Annotated in this window: 18 protein-coding genes; 10 read left to right on the top strand and 8 right to left on the bottom strand. The window is 71.0% G+C overall.

From position 1 onward, the window contains the following. Positions 1-112 precede the first annotated feature (112 nt). The 3 genes from ACIRR9_RS15715 (at position 113) to ACIRR9_RS15705 (ending at position 3,588) form a co-directional block, all read left to right on the top strand. Positions 113-916, top strand: a complete 804-nt coding sequence (locus ACIRR9_RS15715) for a DUF4142 domain-containing protein (protein ID WP_403751516.1) — start codon at positions 113-115, stop codon at positions 914-916. 96 nt (positions 917-1,012) lie between these two features. Then, complete coding sequence (locus tag ACIRR9_RS15710; RefSeq protein ID WP_384576003.1) at positions 1,013-1,792, top strand: TIGR04222 domain-containing membrane protein; 780 nt, start codon at positions 1,013-1,015, stop codon at positions 1,790-1,792. A gap of 152 nt (positions 1,793-1,944) precedes the next feature. Further along, positions 1,945-3,588, top strand: coding sequence for an alpha/beta hydrolase (locus ACIRR9_RS15705; RefSeq protein WP_403751514.1), 1,644 nt, complete (start codon positions 1,945-1,947; stop codon positions 3,586-3,588). A 13-nt stretch (positions 3,589-3,601) separates the two neighbouring features. Here the strand turns inward: ACIRR9_RS15705 and hemQ are convergent, their stop codons facing one another. Together hemQ and hemG are read right to left on the bottom strand one after the other, a co-directional pair. Next, positions 3,602-4,333, bottom strand: coding sequence for a hydrogen peroxide-dependent heme synthase (gene hemQ / locus ACIRR9_RS15700; protein WP_365351538.1), 732 nt, complete (start codon positions 4,331-4,333; stop codon positions 3,602-3,604). A gap of 5 nt (positions 4,334-4,338) precedes the next feature. After that, complete coding sequence (hemG, locus tag ACIRR9_RS15695) at positions 4,339-5,790, bottom strand: protoporphyrinogen oxidase (protein WP_403751512.1); 1,452 nt, start codon at positions 5,788-5,790, stop codon at positions 4,339-4,341. A gap of 153 nt (positions 5,791-5,943) precedes the next feature. Here hemG and ACIRR9_RS15690 point away from each other — a divergent pair, with 153 nt between their 5' ends. Beyond that, complete coding sequence (locus ACIRR9_RS15690; RefSeq protein WP_403751510.1) at positions 5,944-6,840, top strand: DUF4349 domain-containing protein; 897 nt, start codon at positions 5,944-5,946, stop codon at positions 6,838-6,840. A gap of 37 nt (positions 6,841-6,877) precedes the next feature. Next, entirely contained in the window at positions 6,878-8,269 is a 1,392-nt protein-coding gene (locus ACIRR9_RS15685) for an FAD-dependent oxidoreductase (protein ID WP_403751508.1), read from the top strand. A 104-nt stretch (positions 8,270-8,373) separates the two neighbouring features. On the opposite strand, the gene ACIRR9_RS15680 is transcribed toward ACIRR9_RS15685, so the two are convergent. Beyond that, a complete protein-coding gene (locus tag ACIRR9_RS15680) occupies positions 8,374-8,634 on the bottom strand; it encodes a hypothetical protein (RefSeq protein WP_403751506.1) in 261 nt (86 codons plus the stop codon). Positions 8,635-8,791: 157 nt separating this feature from the next. On the opposite strand from ACIRR9_RS15680, the gene ACIRR9_RS15675 reads away from it, so the two are divergent. After that, the gene (locus tag ACIRR9_RS15675; protein WP_403751504.1) at positions 8,792-9,616 is read left to right on the top strand and encodes a rhomboid family intramembrane serine protease; all 825 of its coding nucleotides are present in this window, start codon (positions 8,792-8,794) and stop codon (positions 9,614-9,616) included. Between the two features lie 6 nt (positions 9,617-9,622). Here the strand turns inward: ACIRR9_RS15675 and hemE are convergent, their stop codons facing one another. Beyond that, entirely contained in the window at positions 9,623-10,690 is a 1,068-nt protein-coding gene (hemE, locus tag ACIRR9_RS15670; RefSeq protein WP_403751502.1) for a uroporphyrinogen decarboxylase, read from the bottom strand. A gap of 120 nt (positions 10,691-10,810) precedes the next feature. On the opposite strand from hemE, the gene ACIRR9_RS15665 reads away from it, so the two are divergent. The 3 genes from ACIRR9_RS15665 (at position 10,811) to ACIRR9_RS15655 (ending at position 13,929) form a co-directional block, all read left to right on the top strand. Beyond that, on the top strand, positions 10,811-11,497 hold the full coding sequence (locus tag ACIRR9_RS15665) for a DUF3000 domain-containing protein (protein ID WP_365350186.1): 687 nt from the start codon (positions 10,811-10,813) through the stop codon (positions 11,495-11,497). Positions 11,498-11,806: 309 nt separating this feature from the next. Further along, the gene (locus tag ACIRR9_RS15660) at positions 11,807-12,469 is read left to right on the top strand and encodes a response regulator transcription factor (RefSeq protein ID WP_123973178.1); all 663 of its coding nucleotides are present in this window, start codon (positions 11,807-11,809) and stop codon (positions 12,467-12,469) included. 179 nt (positions 12,470-12,648) lie between these two features. Next, a complete protein-coding gene (locus tag ACIRR9_RS15655) occupies positions 12,649-13,929 on the top strand; it encodes an HRDC domain-containing protein (RefSeq protein WP_403751500.1) in 1,281 nt (426 codons plus the stop codon). 59 nt (positions 13,930-13,988) lie between these two features. Here ACIRR9_RS15655 and ACIRR9_RS15650 read toward each other — a convergent pair whose 3' ends face one another. Continuing rightward, positions 13,989-14,702 carry a TetR family transcriptional regulator gene (locus ACIRR9_RS15650; protein ID WP_403751498.1) on the bottom strand — a complete coding sequence of 238 codons (714 nt, stop codon included), beginning with the start codon at positions 14,700-14,702 and terminating at the stop codon, positions 13,989-13,991. A gap of 355 nt (positions 14,703-15,057) precedes the next feature. On the opposite strand from ACIRR9_RS15650, the gene ACIRR9_RS15645 reads away from it, so the two are divergent. Next, the gene (locus ACIRR9_RS15645) at positions 15,058-16,005 is read left to right on the top strand and encodes a hypothetical protein (RefSeq protein ID WP_403751496.1); all 948 of its coding nucleotides are present in this window, start codon (positions 15,058-15,060) and stop codon (positions 16,003-16,005) included. On the opposite strand, the gene ACIRR9_RS15640 is transcribed toward ACIRR9_RS15645, so the two are convergent. From ACIRR9_RS15640 to ACIRR9_RS15630, 3 genes are read right to left on the bottom strand one after another with little or no spacing between them, the layout of a single operon-like run. Beyond that, positions 15,972-16,802: a carbohydrate ABC transporter permease gene (locus ACIRR9_RS15640; protein ID WP_365350178.1), complete on the bottom strand. Its 831-nt coding sequence runs from the start codon at positions 16,800-16,802 to the stop codon at positions 15,972-15,974. The genes ACIRR9_RS15645 and ACIRR9_RS15640 overlap by 34 nt on opposite strands. After that, positions 16,799-17,665: a carbohydrate ABC transporter permease gene (locus ACIRR9_RS15635; protein WP_403751494.1), complete on the bottom strand. Its 867-nt coding sequence runs from the start codon at positions 17,663-17,665 to the stop codon at positions 16,799-16,801. The genes ACIRR9_RS15640 and ACIRR9_RS15635 overlap by 4 nt, the downstream gene beginning before the upstream one ends. Then, a complete protein-coding gene (locus tag ACIRR9_RS15630) occupies positions 17,662-18,978 on the bottom strand; it encodes an extracellular solute-binding protein (protein ID WP_403751492.1) in 1,317 nt (438 codons plus the stop codon). The genes ACIRR9_RS15635 and ACIRR9_RS15630 overlap by 4 nt, the downstream gene beginning before the upstream one ends. Positions 18,979-18,988: the final 10 nt, after the last annotated feature.

The raw sequence follows: 18,988 nt of genomic DNA, 5'->3' as shown, positions 1-18,988 counted from the left end.
CCCAAAGCCACCCCCGGCCCGAACCCACCCTCGGCCGGACCCCCCGCGGCAACCCACCGGTAATATGCCAAATCCGCGCGGCGAAGCCCCACCGTGCGGTGCAGGAGGCATCATGCGTGCGCGTCCCCGACACCCCGTCCAAGGTCGAGGCATATTCAGCGGTACCGGGGTGATCATCGTCGGTCTCACCGCGACCATCGCCGCCCTGGTCTTCCCGATCTGGTCGTACGCCGACCGCTCGGACCCGACCGGTGCGGTGAACGTGCTCAGCGCGCAGACCGTGTCGACCCAGTACGGCCCGCTGTCCGCGCTGGACCGGGACTTCCTCGTCAAGGTGCGGCTGGCCGGGCTCTGGGAGCTGCCGGCCGGGGAGATGGCGGAGGAGAAGGGCACCACGGCGGCCGTACGGACGGCCGGGCAGCACCTCGTCGACGGGCACGCCGCCCTCGACGCGCACGTCCGCACCGTCGCCACCCGGCTCGGCGTGCCGATCCCCAACGGGCCCAACGCCCAGCAGCAGCAGTGGCTGGCCACGCTGACCGCCGCGCAGGGGCAGGACTTCGACCGGGAGTTCGCGAACATCGTGCGGCTGGCCCACGGCCGGGTCTTCTCCGTCGTCGCCCAGGTCCGCGCCGGCACCCAGAACACGCTGGTCCGCGAACTCGCCGACGACGCCAACGCCACCGTCCTGGACCACATCAAGGTCCTGGAGGCCACCGGGTACGTCGACTTCTCCACGCTGGCCCGGCAGTTGGCGGTCACTCCCGCCCCCGTCGCCTCACCGCCCGTCGTCGCCCCGCGCGACGCGACCCCGCTGCTGCCGTCACCGGCGACGACACCGACCCCGTCGCCGACGTCGTCGTACACCCTGCCGCACGCCACCACCAGCCCGCCGCCGGCCTCCGACAGCCCCTGACCTGCACGGGAAACGGAACGTCACATACCGACAACACTCGGTCCGGAATGTGAACAAGGCATGGCGATTCCCAAGCCGCTGGCATAGAAACATGTCATGTTCTGGGTCCTTCTCCTGCTCCTGGCCTGGGCCGTCGCCGGCACCGCCTGCACTCGGCTGTGCCTGGCCGCCGTACGGACGGCGGCCGCCGACGCGGACGCGGGCCGAGGACACGATCTGACGCTGTACGAGGCCGCGTTCCTGTCCGGCGGACCCGCACGGGTCGCCGATCTGACCCTGGTGTCCATGGCCCGGGAACGGCGGCTGCTGCTCGCCCACACCGGCTGGGCGACCGTCGTGGACCCGCGCGGCCGGGACGAGATGGAGCGGTCGGTGATAGGGGCCATCGGGCCCGAGGGGCAGTCGCGGATAGCACCGGTACGGTCGGCGGCGGCCGACGCGGACGCCGTACGGAGTCTCGGCGAGGGGCTGGTGCGGGCGGGCCTCGCGGTGCCCGACGCGGCGGCGCGTACGACGGTCGCGTCGGGCGTCCGGCAGGTCCGGGCCGCCGCGCTGGTGGTCTTCGGCCTGGGCGTGGCCGCGCTCACGCTGCCCACCCCGACCGAGATGCCCCGCGACCTGGTCGCCGTCTGGTTCGCGCTGCCCCTCACCCTGACGCTGAGCTGCCTGGGTATCGCCCGGGTCGAGGTGCACCCGTACTCGCGCTGGGCCTCCCCGGCCGGGCAGCGGCTGCTGGGCGTGCTGCACCGGCGGGCGAACCGTACGATCGACGACCAGTCGCTGCTGGCCTCCGTCGCGGTGCGCGGTATCCGGGCGATCGGTGAGCCGGAGCTGCGTGCGGCCTTCGCACACCGGGACCAGCTCCCGCGGGAGTGAGCGGGGCGCATAGGTGGATTGACGCCGACACCGGCCCGATGGTGCTTGCCTTCACCGGCAACCGGTCGAAATATCCCTTTTATTGCTGCCGTGCAGTCGCTGCGGTGCCGTAGCCGCCTCGCCACCGCAGCCGTGCACCGAAGGGATACGCCATGAGAGCCCCCGCCCTGTACTCGGCCGCCGGGTCCCTGTTGCTGACCACCCTGGCCGCCGCCCCGGCCGGGAGCGCCACCCGCGTCCCGGCCACGACGGCGGCCGAACTCCACGGCACCGCCGTGGCCGCGGAGCGCGCCCGGGCGCAGGGCATCGACTTCGGCAGGTGCTCCGCCGACCTGGAGGTGCCGGACTCCTTCCAGTGCGGCACCGTGAGCGTCCCGCTGGACTACGCGGACCCGGACGGCAAGCAGATCAAACTGACCGTCAGCCGGGTGCGGGCCACCCACAAGGACCCGCACAACAGCAAGCGCAAGGTGCCCCGGCAGGGCGCCCTGGTCTACAACCCGGGCGGGCCCGGCGCCTCCGGCATGGGCTTCCCGATGGTCGGTGTGCTGCCCGAGTGGAAGAACATCGCCGCCGCCTACGACCTGGTCGGCTACGCCCCGCGCGGTGTCGACCGTTCGGCGCCGCTGTCGTGTGTCGACCCCGGGCACTTCTTCAAGGCTCCGTCGGGGTCGCCGACGCACCCCTCCGAGTCGTACAAGATGGCACGGATCAAGGAGGCGAAGGCGTACGCGCAGGGCTGTCTCAAGCGCTCCGGGAGCAAGCTCCGCTACTACACCTCGCTCAACAACGCCCGTGACCTGGACGTACTGCGGGCCGCGCTCGGTGAGGACCGGCTGACGTTCATGGGCGCGTCGTACGGCACCTACTTCGGCGCGCTGTACGCGACCCTGTTCCCCTCGCACGTACGGCGGATGGTGCTGGACTCGGTGGTCGACCCGGACCCGGCGCAGATCTGGTACCGCGACAACCTGGAGCAGTCGGCCGCGTTCGAGAGCCGCTGGGCGGACTTCCGGGAGTGGATCGCCAGGCACGACGACGTGTACGGGCTCGGCGACACGGCCGCGAAGGTGCAGGCGAGTTATGACAAGGCGAGCAAGCGGCTGGCCAAGAAAGCGGCCGGCGGGAAGGTCGGGCCGGGACAGTTGCAGGGCGCGTTCCTGTCGGCCGGGTACTACGACGACTACTGGCCGAGCCGGGCGGAGGCGCTGTCCAGGTTCCTGAAGGGGGACTCCAAGCCGCTGGTCCGGCTGGCGGCGCCGGCGCCGGAGACGGCCGCCGAGGCGGAGAACGGCACCGCGGTGTACACGGCCGTCGAGTGCAACGACGCTCCCTGGCCGACGGACTGGAAGACCTGGGACCGGGACAACACCCGGCTCGCGCGCGTCGCGCCGTTCGAGACCTGGGACAACGCGTTCATGAACCTGCCGTGCGCCTACTGGCCGGTGCCCCGGCAGCAGGCCCTCGACGTGCGGACGGGTCCCGGTGAACTGCCGCCGACGCTGATCCTGCAGGCCGAGCGCGACGCGGCCACGCCGTACACGGGGGCGCTGGAGATGAACCGGCGCCTCGCCGACTCGGTGCTGGTGACCGAGCGGGACGCGGGCACGCACGGCGTCGCCGGCGGCCCCAACAAGTGCGTCAACGGGTACCTGGACGCCTATCTGCTGGAGGGCCGGCTCCCGGATCGGCGCGCGTCCTGCGCGGGGCATCCGGAGCCGAAGCCCGCGCCGGTCGACTCGGCCCGGCACAGGAAGCTCCGGGAGTCCCTGAAGGGCAAGGCCGACCAGCGCTGAGCCCGGAGGAGTCTCAGGCGAGGCCCGCGACCAGCTCCGCGATGTCCTTGCGGCGGCCCGTGTAGAACGGGACCTCCTCGCGGACGTGCATCCGGGCCTCGGAGCCGCGCAGATGGCGCATGAGGTCGACGATGCGGTACAGCTCGTCGGCCTCGAAGGCCAGCATCCACTCGTAGTCGCCGAGGGAGAAGGAGGCGACCGTGTTGGCGCGCACGTCCGGGAAGCCGCGGGCCATCTTGCCGTGGTCGGCGAGCATCCGGCGGCGGTCCTCGTCGGCCAGCAGGTACCACTCGTACGACCGCACGAACGGGTACACGCTGACGTAGTTGCGCGGGGTCTCGTCGGCGAGGAACGCCGGGATGTGCGAGCGGTTGAACTCGGCGGGGCGGTGCAGCGCCATGTTCGACCACACCGGCGTGAGGGCGCGGCCCAGCCTGGTGCGGCGGAAGAGGTTGTACGCCTCCTGGAGCTGGTCGCTGGTCTCGGCGTGCCACCAGATCATCAGATCGGCGTCGGCGCGCAGACCGGAGACGTCGTAGGTGCCGCGTACGGTCACGTCCTTGGCGGCGAGCTGGTCGAACAGCTCCTGGACCTCGTCGGCGTAGCCCGCGCGGTCCTCGGGCAGCACGTCCTTCAGTTTGAAGACGGACCACAGCGTGTAGCGGATGACCTCGTTGAGGTCCTTGGCCAGCTTGCCCTTGTTCGGGATCCTGCCGGACTCGGTGGTGGGGGCGTCGTCACTCATGGTCCCTATTCTCCCGCTCCGCCGTGCAGACTCTGCACCGGGTTGGCCGTCAGCTCCGCCACCCCGCCGAGGTCCCCTGCCAGCTGGTCCACGGCCGCGTTCGCGCTCGCGATGCAGGCGGGGATGCCGACGCCGTCGTACTGCGCCCCGCAGACCGCGAGCCCCGGGAGCTTGGCGACGTGCTCACGGAGGCGGGCCACGCGCGCGTGGTGGCCGACGGGGTACTGGGGCAGGCCGTCGGTCCAGCGGGTGACGCGGGTGGCGACGGGCGTCGCGGCGAGTCCGGTGGCCTCGCGCAGGTCGTGGCGGGAGACGTCGACGAGGTCGCCGTCCTCCCGCTGGAGGACCTCGGTCTCGCCGTACCGTCCGACCGAGGTGCGCAGGACGGCGACGTCCGGGTCCTCTTCCGCGATCCAGCCCCATTTCCGGGAGGCGAAGGTGGAGGCCTTGATGGTGCGGCCGTCGACGGGCGGGACGAGGAAGCCGCTGCCTTCGGGGAGGGCGAGGTCGGCACGGCGGTAGGCGAGGGTGATCAGGGCCATCGAGGCGTACTCGACGCCGGCCAGTTCGGCCGCGGCGGCGGGCGCCTCGGCGCGCAGCAGGGCGGCGGCGGCCGGGGCGGGAACGGCGACGATCACGGCGTCGGCGTGCAGTGCCCGGCCCTCGGTGACGACGCGCCAGCCCTCGGTGTCCCGGCGCAGTTCGGTCACCGGCGCTCCGGTCAGGATCTCGCCGCCCCGCGCCCGCACCGACTCGGCCACCGCGAGCGGCAGGGTGCCCACGCCCCCCTCGATGCCCATGAACACCGGCCCGGTCTGCTGGTTGGCGACCGCCTTCGCCTGGATCTCGCGGACGGCCTCCGTCAGCGAGTCGTGGGTCTGCGCGGCCTGGTAGAGCTGCGGGACCGCCGAACGCATCGAGATGCGGTACGCGTCGCCCGCGTAGACCCCGCCGAGCAGGGGCTCGACCAGCCGGTCGACGACCTCCCGGCCCAGCCGCGCGGCCACGTACTCCCCCACCGCCACATCGTCGCCGACCTCGGTGCGGGGCAGATCGGCGTCGCGCTCGATGCGGGCGAGGCCCTCGTCGGACAGTACGCCGGAGAGCGCGGCGGCGGTGCCGGGGACGCCCATGACATGGCCCTTGGGCATGGGGCGCAGGGCACCCCGGGTCCAGATCGACGCGGTGGCGGTGGCCGGCGGCTGCAGCCGGTCGGCGAGACCCGCCTCGCGGGCCAGGGCGACCGCCTCGGGCCGGCGGGCCAGCATCGACTCGGCGCCCAGGTCGACCCGCACACCCGCGATCTCACCGGGCAGCAGCTTCCCGCCGACTCGCTCCGAGGCCTCCAGCACGGTCACGCGCGCGCCGCGCTCCAGCAGCCGGTGGGCCGCGGCGAGGCCCGCGATCCCGGCTCCGATGACGACGACATGCCCCGTGCCCGTACCCGTTGCGCTCATGGCCCCACTCTCTCAGACCGCACCGACGGCCCGCCCCGGCCCGGTGACCCGCACGCGTCCGGACCGTGACCGCATCGGGACCGTCGCCGTCAAACGTCCCGCCCCGTCCCGGCGTCGAAGGAGCGTCATTCGTCACCACCTTCGGGGGGAACCATGCGCCATCCCGTACGACCCGCCCTCGCCGGCGTCCTGCTCGCCGCCGCCCTCGTCCTCACCGGATGCGGCAGGGCCGGCGGCTCCGGCGGCGGCTCCGCCAGCGACGCCAAGGCCGATGCGCACGGCGCGGCCCAGGAGGCGGCGGGCTCGGCAGGCGCCAAGGACAGCGGCGGCAAGGGGACCGGCAAGGCCACGCCGGACCTGACCGTCAGCCGCATCATCCGCACCGCCTCCCTGACCGTGCAGGTCAAGGACGTGCCCAAGGCCCTGGACGAGGCCCGCACCACCGCCGAGAACGCCGGGGGCTATGTCGGCAACGAGACCACCACCCGGGACTCCCAGGGCCATGAGCGGACCCGGGTGGTCCTGCGCGTGCCGACCGAGAAGTACGACGAGGTGCTCGCCGGTCTCCAGGGCGCGGGCAAGCTGCTCGACCGCACTTCGAAGGCGCAGGACGTCACCGACCAGGTGGTGGACGTGGACAGCCGGATCAAGTCGCAGCGGGCCAGCGTGGACCGGGTCCGCGAGCTGATGGACCGGGCGACCAAACTCGGTGACGTGGTCACCCTGGAAGGGGAGTTGAGCAGCAGGGAGGCCGACCTGGAGGCGCTGCTCGCCCAGCAGGCGTCGCTGAAGGACCGCACCAGCCTGGCCACCATCACCCTGTCGCTCACCCAGACGCCGGTGAAGAAGGCGGCCGCGAAGGACGACTCCCCGGGGTTCGTGGACGCCCTGTCCGGCGGCTGGCACGTCTTCGTCACGATGCTGCGCTGGATCGCCCTGGCCCTGGGCGCCGCCCTGCCGTTCGCGGCACTGGCGGCCCTGCTGGCGCTGGTGTGGTGGAAGCTCGTACGCCGCCGTCGTACCACCGCCGAGTCCGGCAGCGAGACCTGAGCGAGCCCGAAATTCCCGCTGCCCGTAGCGTGTTCGCATGAGCATGAACAGTGGGCGGGAACGGCTGGTCGTGATCGGCGGGGACGCCGCGGGTATGTCCGCGGCGTCCCAGGCGCGCCGGCTGCGGGGACCGGACGAGCTGGAGATCGTGGCGTTCGAGCGCGGTCACTTCTCCTCCTACTCGGCGTGCGGCATCCCGTACTGGGTCGGCGGGGACGTCGAGGAACGGGACCGGCTGGTCGCCCGCTCGCCCGAGGAGCACCGGGCACGCGGGATCGACCTGCGGATGCGCACCGAGGTCACGGAGATCGACGTGGCCGGGAAACGGGTACGCGCGCGTGACGTCGATTCCGGCGCCGAGTCCTGGACGTCCTACGACAAGCTCGTCATCGGCACCGGCGCCCGCCCGATCCGCCCCGACATGCCGGGCGCGGCCGCGCCGGGCGTGCACGGTGTGCAGACCCTGGACGACGGCCAGGCCCTGCTGGACACGCTGGCACGCACGCGTGGCCGTCGGGCCGTGGTGGTCGGCGCCGGTTACATCGGCGTCGAGATGGCCGAGGCGATGATCAACCGGGGCTACGAGGTGACGGTCGTCAACCGCGGCAGCGAGCCCATGTCCACGCTCGACCCGGACATGGGCCGCCTGGTGCACAAGGCCATGGAGGGCCTCGGCATCACCATGGTCAACGAAACCGAGGTCACCGAGGTGCTCACCGGCCAGGACGGCAGGGTGCGCGCGGTGGCCACGGAGGACGCCGAGTATCCGGCGGACGTGGTGATCCTGGGCATCGGTGTGCGCCCCGAGACCCGCCTCGCCGCGGCGGCGGGCCTGCCCCTCGGCGGGCGCGGGGGTCTGCTGACCGACCTCGCGATGCGGGTGCGCGGCCATGAGGACATCTGGGCGGGCGGCGACTGCGTGGAGGTCCTGAACCTGGTCTCGGGCCAGGAGCAGTACATTCCGCTGGGCACCCACGCCAACAAGCACGGCCAGGTCATCGGCACCAACGTGGGTGGCGGTTACGCCACGTTCCCGGGTGTCGTCGGCACGGCGGTGAGCAAGGTCTGTGACCTGGAGATCGCCCGCACCGGTCTGCGCGAGAAGGATGCCCTCCGGGTGGGCCTGCAGTTCGAGACGGTCACCATCGAGTCCACGAGCCGCGCCGGCTACTACCCCGGCGCGAGCCCCATGACGGTCAAGATGCTCGCGGAACGCCGCACGGGCCGCCTCCTGGGCGTCCAGATCGTGGGCCGGGAGGGCGCGGGCAAGCGGGTCGACATCGCGGCGGTGGCCCTGACGGCGGAGATGACGGTGGAACAGATGACGGCCCTGGACCTGGGCTACGCCCCGCCGTTCTCACCGGTGTGGGACCCCGTACTGGTGGCGGCGAGAAAAGCGGTAGTAAAGGTGCGCAAGGGGACTTACTGACGGGGGACGCCTGTCCCCGCCCAGGAGCGCGGGGCTGTGCCGATTTGCGGCTGCCGCCGCGTGGGCGCGACCAGCCACACTCCACCCGCACCCCGCAACGCCTCCTAGGCCGTCCCACTGATCCGCGGCAGAGAAGTGACCCCCGCCCCTCCCGGCGCGGCCGCGGGCTGCTCCGCCCCGGGACGGGCATGCGCCGCCGCCGGCCGGGTCGACCGCAGCCGGCTGCTCACCGCCTCGTCCAGCGTCACCGGCCGCTGCATCTGCGCGGCCAGTCGCCCCGCCTCCTGACCGAGCCGTGCCACGTCCTCCCAGGGGAGCCGCACCACCAGGGAGATCTCCGCCTCGCCGTCGGGAAGCGCCTGCATGGGAGGGAATGCCTGAGGAGTAACCCGCTCGTTCATCGCCTGTTCCTCACGTCGCCTGGACCGCACGTCGGTTTCACACACATACGCACGCGACCGTGGCGACGTTCACCGAAACGCCCCCTGCTTCGGCCCACCCTTCCCTGGGCACTACTTACCTGTGGTCATACCCGTCCATGACGTGAACCCGGTGCGCCGCACGCCGTATGTGACGTACGCACTCATAGCCGCGAACATCCTGGTGTTCCTGTTCACACCCGGCATAGCCGGCTCCGTGGCGGGCGGCAGCGATCTGGCGCAGCTGTGTCATCTGCAGGCCTTCATGGACCACTACGCCGCGGTCCCCAGAGAGCTGATCCACCATCAGATGCCCCAGGTGGTACCGACCGGGCAGGTGGGGCTCGGCCGGAGCGGTCCCGGCTGTGTCATCGGGCCGCCGAGCTACGACAAGTCGCCCGCGCTGTCCGTCTTCACGGCGATGTTCCTGCACGGCAGCTGGCTGCACCTGCTGGGCAACATGCTGTTCCTGCTGATCTTCGGCAACAACGTCGAGGACCGGATGGGCCACGTCCGGTACTTCCTCTTCTACGTCGTCTGCGGCTACGCGGCCGGCTACGGCTTCGCGCTCGTCAACGACACCTCGGGCGACCCGCTGATCGGCGCGTCCGGTGCGATCGCCGGCGTCCTGGGCGCCTATCTGGTCCTCTACCCGAGGGCCAGGGTGTGGGTGCTGGTGCCGTTCCTGATCTTCCTGCCGCTGCGGCTGCCGGCCTGGCTGGTGCTGGGCTTCTGGTTCGTGCTCCAGGCCCTGTACTCGTCCGGCGAGGGCGTCTCGGACGCCGGGACCGTGGCGTACGCGGCGCACGTGGTCGGCTTCCTCGTGGGCATGGTGCTCGCCCTGCCGCTCAAGCCGGGCACACCTCCGCCACCGGAGCCGCGCGGCCTGCTGTTCGGCAGGCGGGCCCGGCCCCGGCCCGGCTGGTAGGCGGGTTCAGCGAGCGGTCTGGGAGTGGACGTACTCCACGAGCCGGGTCAGCTCGTCCGGGTCGGTGGACGGCATGACGCCGTGCCCGAGGTTGAAGACATGGCCTTCGAGGCCGGCGGCCGCGTCGAGCACCTCGCGCGCCTTGGTCTCCACCACGTCCTTGCCGGCGAACAGGACCGTCGGGTCGAGGTTGCCCTGGAGCGCCTTGCCGGGGCCGATCCGGCGGGCGGCCTCGTCGAGCGGAACGCGATAGTCGACGCCGACCACGTCCGCACCGGCCTCGCCCATGAGCCGGAGCAGTTCACCGGTGCCGACGCCGAAGTGGATGCGGGGGACGCCGTACCCGGCGACGGCGTCGAAGATCTTCGCGGAGAAGGGCAGCACCGAGCGGCGGTAGTCGGCGGGGGCCAGCGCACCTGCCCAGGAGTCGAAGAGCTGGACTGCCGAAGCCCCGGCCTCGATCTGCACCTTGAGGAACGCGGCCGTGATGTCGGCGAGGCGGTCGAGGAGGTCGGCCCAGAGCTCGGGGTCGCCGTACATCATCGCCTTGGCGTTCTCGTACGTGCGCGAGGGGCCGCCCTCGATGAGGTAGCTCGCGAGGGTGAACGGGGCGCCGGCGAAGCCGATCAGCGGGGTCGGGCCGAGCTCGGCGGTGAGCAGGCCGATCGCCTCGGTGACGTAGGAGACGTCCTCGGGGGTGAGGTCACGGAGCTGGGCGAGGTCGGCGCGGGTGCGGATCGGGTTCGCGACGACCGGGCCGACGCCGGGCTTGATGTCGAGGTCGACACCGATGGCCTTGAGCGGGACGACGATGTCGCTGAAGTAGATCGCCGCGTCCACGTTGTGCCGGCGCACGGGCTGGAGTGTGATCTCGGCGACCAGTTCGGGCCGCGTGCAGGACTCCAGCATCGGGATGCCCTCGCGCACCTTGTGGTACTCCGGCAGCGAGCGCCCGGCCTGGCGCATGAACCACACGGGGGTGTGCGGCACGGGTTCACGCCTGCACGCCTTCAGGAAGGCGCTGTCGTACGTCGCTGTCGGCTGCTGGCCCGCGGGGCTTCCGTTCGCACTCACGACGGCAAGTCTCGCACGCCCCCGAAGCCGCCGTGGCCGCGCCCTGTGCGGCGCCTCGGGTGGTGCCTTAGGTGGTGTCTCTCCCTGCGCGAAGCCGTCGTTCCCCTTACTCTTCCCCGCATGGCTGCGGCTCAGGGACGACTGTCGGACGGCGCTGGCGGGACGGGCGAGGGGAAGGACACCGGGGAGGGGCAAGGGAATACGGGCAGTACGGCGCCGCCGGTACCGCAGGCCTTCCGGGCCGCGGTCGACGCGTTGCGCGGCGCACGGCTGCGGCCGCAGGTCGAGGTGGAGCCGACGCCCGCGCCGCAGCGGCTCGCCCCGTTCGCGTACGCCCTGGAGGCGGCGGTGGTCGACGGCGACCAGGATCTCGCCGACGGGCGTCTCGTGCTGCTGCACGACCCGGCCGGGCACGACGCCTGGCGCGGCACGTTCCGGCTGGTCACGCTGGTGCGCGCGGAGCTGGAGCCGGAGATGGCGGCCGACCCGCTGCTGCCGGAGGTCTGCTGGTCGTGGCTGACCGGGGCGCTCCAGGCGCGCGGTCTGTCGTACGGGGAGCCGAGCGGGACCGTGACGCGCGCGAGTTCGCACTACTTCGGCGGGCTCTCCGAGCGCCCCGCCGCCTCGCAGATCGAGATCCGGGCCTCCTGGACGCCTCGGGAGGGCCGCTCCGGCGTCCCGGACACCGCGGGGCACCTCGCCTCCTGGTGCGACCTGCTGGCACAGGTCGCAGGGCTGCCGCCGGCCGCCCCCGGCGACGCCTCGGTGGTGACGCTGCCGCAGCGCCGCGACCCGCAGGCCCGCTGAACCCTTACCACGCCCTTTCACCACCATGGAGCGGGACCCGTCCACCCGGGTCCCGTCGACTCACCCTTCATTGACCATCTCTTTGTCGATACGGCCACTTTCTGTCCCGTACCGCAACAGCCCGAACCGATTCGATCTTCGGATGATCGATCGCGTGTCCGAATTGCACGTATTGTTACTCACCAGATCGTGATCATTCTCTAAAGGCGGACGGGTTTGGTGCCGAAGACGACTGTGACCTTGAAAGCACGGTTCGTCCCGGCTTCATCCCCACAAGCCGGCCCCCCGTCCCCCACCCCAGGAGGCCTGGTGTCCGTTCTCCTAGAGCAGCCCGCAAGCCTGGTCGCCTACCGCCCGAACAAGCCCACCGCGATGGTGGTCGTGGCCGATCCGCGCGTCCGCTCCACCGTCACCCGCCACCTGTGGGCGCTCGGCGTGCGCGATGTGATCGAGGCCTCGTCCATCGCGGAGGCTCGTCCCCGCATCGGCAACCCCCGCGACATCTGCGTCGCCGACGTCCACCTCCCCGACGGCTCCGGCCTGACCCTCCTGTCCGAGACCAGGGCGGCGGGCTGGCCCAACGGCCTGGCCCTGTCCGCCGCCGACGACATCGGCGCCGTGCGCAACGCCCTGGCCGGCGGGGTCAAGGGCTATGTCGTCACCGGCACCCGCACCAACATCGGGCTCCCCACCCGACCGGGCGCCGCCCCCATCGGTTCCGCCGCCGCCCGTATGCACCGCCGTCCCCCGGGTGCCCCGAGCCACCCGGGTGGCTACCGCGAGCTCTCCGGCCGTGAGGTCGAGGTGCTCCGGCTGGTCGCGGAGGGCCAGTCGAACAAGGCGATCGGCGTCTCGATGGGCCTGTCCGCCCTGACCGTCAAGAGCCACCTCGCCCGTATCGCCCGCAAGCTCGGCACGGGCGACCGTGCCGGAATGGTCGCCGTGGCCCTCCGCACCGGCATCATCCACTGACCCGTCGAACGTTCACCGACGTGAACCGGATCGGCCGCCGGTCCCCCTCACGCCGTACTCCGCTGTCCCCCGTTCGTGGACCCGATCTTTCACCGACCTGACTGGTTTACGACCCTCCGGTGCCCGTCGACGGAACGTTCCGTCGACGGGCGCCGTCCACACACAGATACCCTTGACATGTGACCGACGCCCAAGAGACCGCAGCAGACAGTTCACTGCGCACCACCGGGGGCACCCCTCCGGACGACGCCGGATCTTCTGTGACGGGGGCGCCGATCCCTCTGCTGGAGCCGCGTGAGGGCATTCCGCCCGTGGTCGCGGACGAGGCCGCCCTCGCCCGCGTGATCGCCGCGTTCGCCGCCGGCTCCGGTCCGGTCGCCGTCGACGCCGAGCGTGCGTCCGGCTACCGCTACGGGCAGCGCGCCTACCTCGTCCAGCTGCGCCGCGAGGGCGCCGGGACCGCACTGATCGACCCGGCCGCCTGCCCCGATCTGTCCGGCCTCGGCGAAGCGCTCGCCGGCGTCGAGTGGGTGCTGCACGCGGCCACCCAGGACCTGCCCTGTCTGCGCGAGATAGGCATGGTGCCCAGCAGCCTCTTCGACACCGAGCTGGCGGGCCGTCTCGCCGGGTTCCCCCGGGTCGGGCTCGGCGCGATGGTCGAGAGCGTCCTCGGGTTCGTCCTGGAGAAGGGCCACTCCGCCGTCGACTGGTCGACCCGGCCGCTGCCCGAGCCCTGGCTGCGCTATGCGGCGCTCGACGTCGAGCTGCTCGTCGACCTGCGGGACGCGCTGGAGAAGGAGCTGGACCGGCAGGGGAAGCTGGAGTGGGCGCGGCAGGAGTTCGACGCGATCGCGGCCGCGCCGCCGGCCGAGCCGCGGAAGGATCCCTGGCGCCGCACGTCCGGGATGCACAAGGTGCGGCGGCGCCGGCAGCTGGGCGTGGTGCGGGAGCTCTGGGAGACCCGGGACCGGATCGCGCAGAAGCGGGACGTGTCGCCGGGCAAGGTGCTCGGCGACACGGCGATCGTGGAGGCGGCGCTCGCCCTGCCGGCCAATGTGCACGTCCTCGCCGGGCTGAACGGGTTCGGGCACCGGATGGGGCGGCGCCAGCTGGAGCAGTGGCAGGCCGCGGTGGACCGGGCGAAGGCACTGCCGGACACCGCGCTGCCGCAGCCGGGGCAGCCGGTCACGGGGCCGCCGCCGCCACGGGCCTGGGCCGACAAGGATCCCGCCGCGGCAGCTCGGCTGTCCGCGGCGCGCGCCGCGGTGTCGGCGCTGGCCGAGCAGCTGAACATGCCGCAGGAGAACCTGATCACGCCGGACACGGTGCGGCGCCTCTGCTGGGAACCCCCGCAGGTGGTGGACGCCGAGACGGTGGGAGCGGCGCTGGAGGGATACGGGGCACGGCCCTGGCAGGTGGAGCAGGTGACGCCGGTACTGGTGACGGCGCTCGCCGTCTAGGCCGCTTTCCCGGGTTCTCAGGCGCGCCGGGAGTTCAGGCGCGCCTGAGAACCCTTCGGTCACTCCGGGGGTTCCTCCGCCGTCTCGCCGTGCGACCGGTCGGGGGCAGGTGCGCCTTCCAGGAACGCGGTGTACAGATTCCTGCCCCGGTTCACCGAGAGGTCCAGCTCCGGCAGGACCTCGGGAACCGCGATCGCGGTCACCAGATTGCGGTACATGCGCGAAACGCGTTCTTCCACGTTCCCCAGGTGCCGGTCGAGGGTGTTCGAGATCAGCACCACTCCGGCCCACCCTCCCGCGATCTGGTGGGCCTGCTGCTCCGGGTCGACGAAAGGCTTCAGCTCACCGCGCCGCCGGGCCTCGGCCAACTGCCCTGCGTTGAAAACGATCCAGTCCGGCCACGGAGTTCCATAGGTTTCCGGCGCACTGCTGTGGAAAGACAGCATCAGAGCGGCCTGCAGGGCGCTCTCGTGGGAGATCCGGTGCGCCAGGATCATGCCGATGTCGACCACTTCCTGGAGCATGATCCGCTGCTCCACGAGCCCGTCCATGGTCAGCGTGTTTTCCATGATGGCCGTCGCCACATCGAGCTTTCCGCCGGGGAAATGCCGGTAGAAGGCGCCCTTGCTCGTCCGTGCGGCCGTGATGAGGTCGCTGATCGAGGTCCCCTCATAGCTGTCCGCCACGAAGAGCGCGCCGGCGGTGTCGAGGATGCGCTGCCTGGTGTCGATGGCACGCTGCTGCCGACGTCGCGGCCTGCGCGGGTTGCTCATTCGATCTCGCCTTCGAGGCCCGTCGGCCGATGAGGTGCCTGCCGATACTAGCGTGAAGTGGGGCGTAAGGCCCCCTCTGCAGATCAGTCCTGACCTGCCCTATTACGACGCCCCACTAAACCCGGTGTTCCCTTGACGTCACAGGGTCGGCGTTCCAGACTTGGCAGCACCAGAAGAGACCGAACGGTCGCTTCTGGCGTGGGCCGGCATCCGAGCGACATCGACATCTCATCCGAGTCAGGGCAATCACCGGTAGGAAAGCGGGCGGAGAAGAAGAGACCATATGGTCCCAACAAGCCCGGTCGGCCTCGTACCGGCAGGTCGAGCAGCGCAGCCTTCATGGGAGAGCACAGCAATGACCATCCCCTCCGGCACCGCAGCGGTGATCGCCCCGTACGACGGCGACGGTCCGTATCCGCGGGCCTTCGCCCGACAAGGCTGGCGGACGGTGGCCGTCGTACCGGAGCACCGTCTGCGGCCACCGGCGTACCGGACCGCCCCGGTACCCGCCGGGTACGCCGGCTCGGTCGTGCACCGGGGAGTCCGGCAGACGGTCAAGGCCCTGCGGGCACTGGGCGTGTCGGCCGTCGTCGCGGGCAGCGCCGAGGGCATCGAAGCGGCCGACCGGATCGCCTGGCAGCTCGGCCTGCCCGGCGCCGATCCGGCGTCGTCCCCGCTGAGGTACGACCGCGGTGCTCAGGCGGCCCGCCTGTCACGGGCGGGAATCCCCGCTCTACGGGGCATCCGCACGACGAGTCCGGCCGCCGCCGTGGCCTGGGCGCGCACCTGCCCGCTGCCCGGCTACCTGCTCGCCCCGGCCGTCGCCGGAATCCCGGTCGAGCCGGTGGAATGCGCGGACGCGCTCCAGATCAACAGTTCCTGGCCGGTCATGCGGCACGCGGCCGTCCGGTACTCCGGCAGCGCGCACCTGGTCCTGACCGAACTGCCCTCCCGCCGGCAGTACACGGTGCAGACCGTCACCCGTCCGGGCCCGGACGGGTGTCCCGAACACGTCGTCACCGGCGTGTGGGCGGACGCCCGCAGCGGGCCCGGCCGACCTGACCGTACCGGCCCGCTCTCCTCGGACAGCCCGCCGGCCCGGACCCTCACGCTCCGCACGGCGCGGGTGCTCGACGTGCTCGGCGTGGCCTGCGGCCCGGCGACCACCCGGTTCGCGTACGGGGCCGGCGACGAGCCGGTGCTGGTGCACTCGCTCGCGGCGCCCGTCGTGACACCCGCCGACGAAGCACTGCGCAGGACGACCGCGGTTCACCTGGTCGCTCCCCGCATGAAGCCGTTGTAGATGAAGCGTTGCAGGCAGAGGAAGACGACCAGCGTCGGCAGGATGACCAGGATCGCTCCGGCCGAGATGACCTCCCAGTGCGCTCCGTAGGGTCCCCGGAAGCGGAACAGTGACGTCGAGATCACGCCAAGGTTCTGGGAGGGCATGTAGAGGAACGGAATGTAGAAGTCGTTGTAGACGGCTATGCCCTTGACGATGACGACGGTCGCGATCGCCGGTTTCAGCAGCGGGAGGATGATCCTGAGGTAGATCGTGAACGCGTTCGCGCCGTCCAGGCGGGCCGATTCGTCCAGGGAGATCGGGATCGAGCGGACGAACTGCAGGAAGATGTAGATCGAGACGATGTCCGTGCCCATGTAGAGGGCGATCGGCGCCCAGCGGGTGTCGAAGAGGCCGAAGCTGTTGACGATCTGGAAGGTCGCCACCTGGGTGGTCACTCCGGGGACCAGCGCGGCCAGCAGGAAGAGCGCGACCACGGCCTTCCTGAAACGGAACGTGAAGCGGTCGATCGCGTACGCCGTCATCGAGCCGATCAGCACCGTTCCGCCGATCGAGAAGACGACGATGAACAGCGTGTTGCCGAAGGCGCGGAGCATGCCGCCGTCCTGGAACGCGGTCACGTAGTTGTGGAGGTTCAGCAGGTCGTCGGGGAGGGTCAGCGCCCCGCTGCCGTCCGCCATCTCCGACGAGGACTTGAGGGACGTCAGGAGGACCACGGTGAGCGGGAGCAGCACCACGACCGCGGCCGCTGCGAGGGAGACGTGGACCGCCGCGCGGGCCACCCGCCGCCGTGTCATACGAGGTCCACCCTCTCGTCGGGCACCAGCCGCCGTTGCAGCCAGGTCACCGCCAGGACGATCAGCAGCAGGACGACCGCGGCGGCCGAGGCGAGGCCCGTCTTGTTGTACTGGAAGGCCAGCTTCACGGTCTGGGTCACGAAGGTCTCCGTGCCGGTCGCCCCGCCGGTCATGATGTACGGCACCTCGAAGACCGACAGCGAGCCGGAGACGGAGAGGATGACGGTGAGGGTGACGACCGGTTTGATGCCCGGCGCGATGATGTGCCGGAACTGGTGCCAGCGGCCCGCTCCGTCCAGCTCGGCCGCCTCGTACAGCTCCCCTGGGATCGACTGGATCGCGCCCAGGAAGAGGATGAAGTTCAGGCCCAGGTAGCGCCAGACCGAGACGCCGGCCAGGGAGATGTTCGCCGACACCGGTGTACCCAGCCAGGCGTGGTGCGTGTGGACGCCGAACAACGCCAGGACGGAGTCGAGCGTGCCGCCGTCCTGGAAGAAGTAGAGGAAGACGAAGCCGATCGCGACCCCGTTGATCAGCGACGGGAAGAACAGCACTCCCTTGAAGAAGTTCCGGAAGCGGACTTTGAAGCTCAGGACCGTCGCGAAGTACAGGGCCGCGACGATCTGTACGACGGAGGCGGCCAGGTAGTACCCGCTGACCAGGAAGACCTCGAAGAGGTCGGGGCGGGTGAAGATCTCCGCGTAGTTGTGGGCGCCGGTGTAGTGGAGTTCGGGGCTGAGGCCGTCCCAGTCCGTGAAGCTGTACGCCAGCATGTTGACGATCGGCGCGTACGTGAAGGTGATCAGGAGGGCGAGCGGGGCCAGGAGGAAGAGCCAGGGGGTGAGGCGCCGCGCGTGCGTCATGACGTCCCCGCCGACTTCTCCGCCGCGGTCCACTTCTTGCCGAGGTCGCCGAGGAAACCGTCCAGAGTGCCGCCGCGGGCGCCGCGGGCCAGGTCGACGAGCTTCTGACGGTAGTCGGGGGCGTAGATGCCGACCTCGGACTCGGAGTCGATGAGCTTGACCCGGGCTCCGGCCGTGTCGTCCAGTTCGATGAGCTTCACGCCCGCGTCCTCGTACGGCTTGAGGACGGCCGGCAGGGGCGCGTTCCTGAGCGGGGAGATCGCCAGGTTGTCCTTGTCGTAGCCGGACTTGTCGGTGAACCAGTCGATCCAGGCGCGGGCGGCCGCCTTGTGCTGGGAGTGGATGTTGACGGCCTGGTTGTAGTCGGGGCCGACCGTGCCGCAGAACCTGCCGTCCGTCCGGTCCGGGAACGGCATGAAGCCGATGTCGTCGGGGTCCACGCCGGCCTTCTTCGCCGCGTCCCGGAACTGCACGATCGCCCAGGTGCCCAGCCACTGCGTGGCGAGCTTCCCCTTGGCCAACTGGGCTTTGGAAGCTTCCCAGTTGGTGGTCGTCGGATCGTTCTCGGCCAGGCCGTCGTGCACGATGTCGTAGAGCAGCGTGTCCCCCACCCGCAGGTCCGCCCCCTGCGCCCACGGGTCGCCCGCGGCGAGCTTGGTGGTGGCCCCGGTGTCGCAGTGCACCGAGCCGTTGACGAACGTCCAGGAGCTCAGGGGCCACTGGGCCGCGTAGTTGGTGTAGTACGGCGTCGCGCCGGTCTTCGCCTTGATCGCCTTGAGGTCGGCGATGAACTCGGCCGGGCTGGTGGGCCATCGGTCGACCTCGGCCGCCTTCCAGACCCGTTTGTTGTAGACGAAGCCGGGCATCACGCCGATCGGGCTCTGGCCGTAGACCTTGCCGCCGACCGTGGTGAAGCCGGTGAAGCGGTACTTCTTGGAGAGTTCGGCCTGACTGCCGAGCGAGGCGAAGAACTTCGGGTAGTCGCTCTTCTTCACGACCCCGGGGATCATCAGGACGTCGCCGTAGTTCTCCGTGTTCATCCGGATCTTGACTTCGGCCTCGTAGTCGGTGAGCGCCTGGAACTCGACCTTCACCTTCGGATAGACCTTGTTGAACTCGGCCGCGTACCTGTCCAGCGTGCCGTCCTGCTTGAGATCGGTCCGCTGGGTGAGAACCGTGATGGTCCCCGTCACCTTCGAGGGATCGTCCGGCGCCTTGGCGTCCGCGCCCTTCGTCGAACCTCCTGTACCGGTACAGCCGGCGAGGAGAAGCGCGGTTCCGGCGGCCAGCGCGGCGAGCGTACGGCGGTTCATGTGCATCAAC

The organism is Streptomyces sp. NPDC101234 (assembly GCF_044767525.1).
Lineage (GTDB): Bacteria > Actinomycetota > Actinomycetes > Streptomycetales > Streptomycetaceae > Streptomyces > Streptomyces sasae.
Note: the sequence above shows the minus strand (reverse complement) of the source record. Positions and strands in the feature narration are given on the sequence as shown.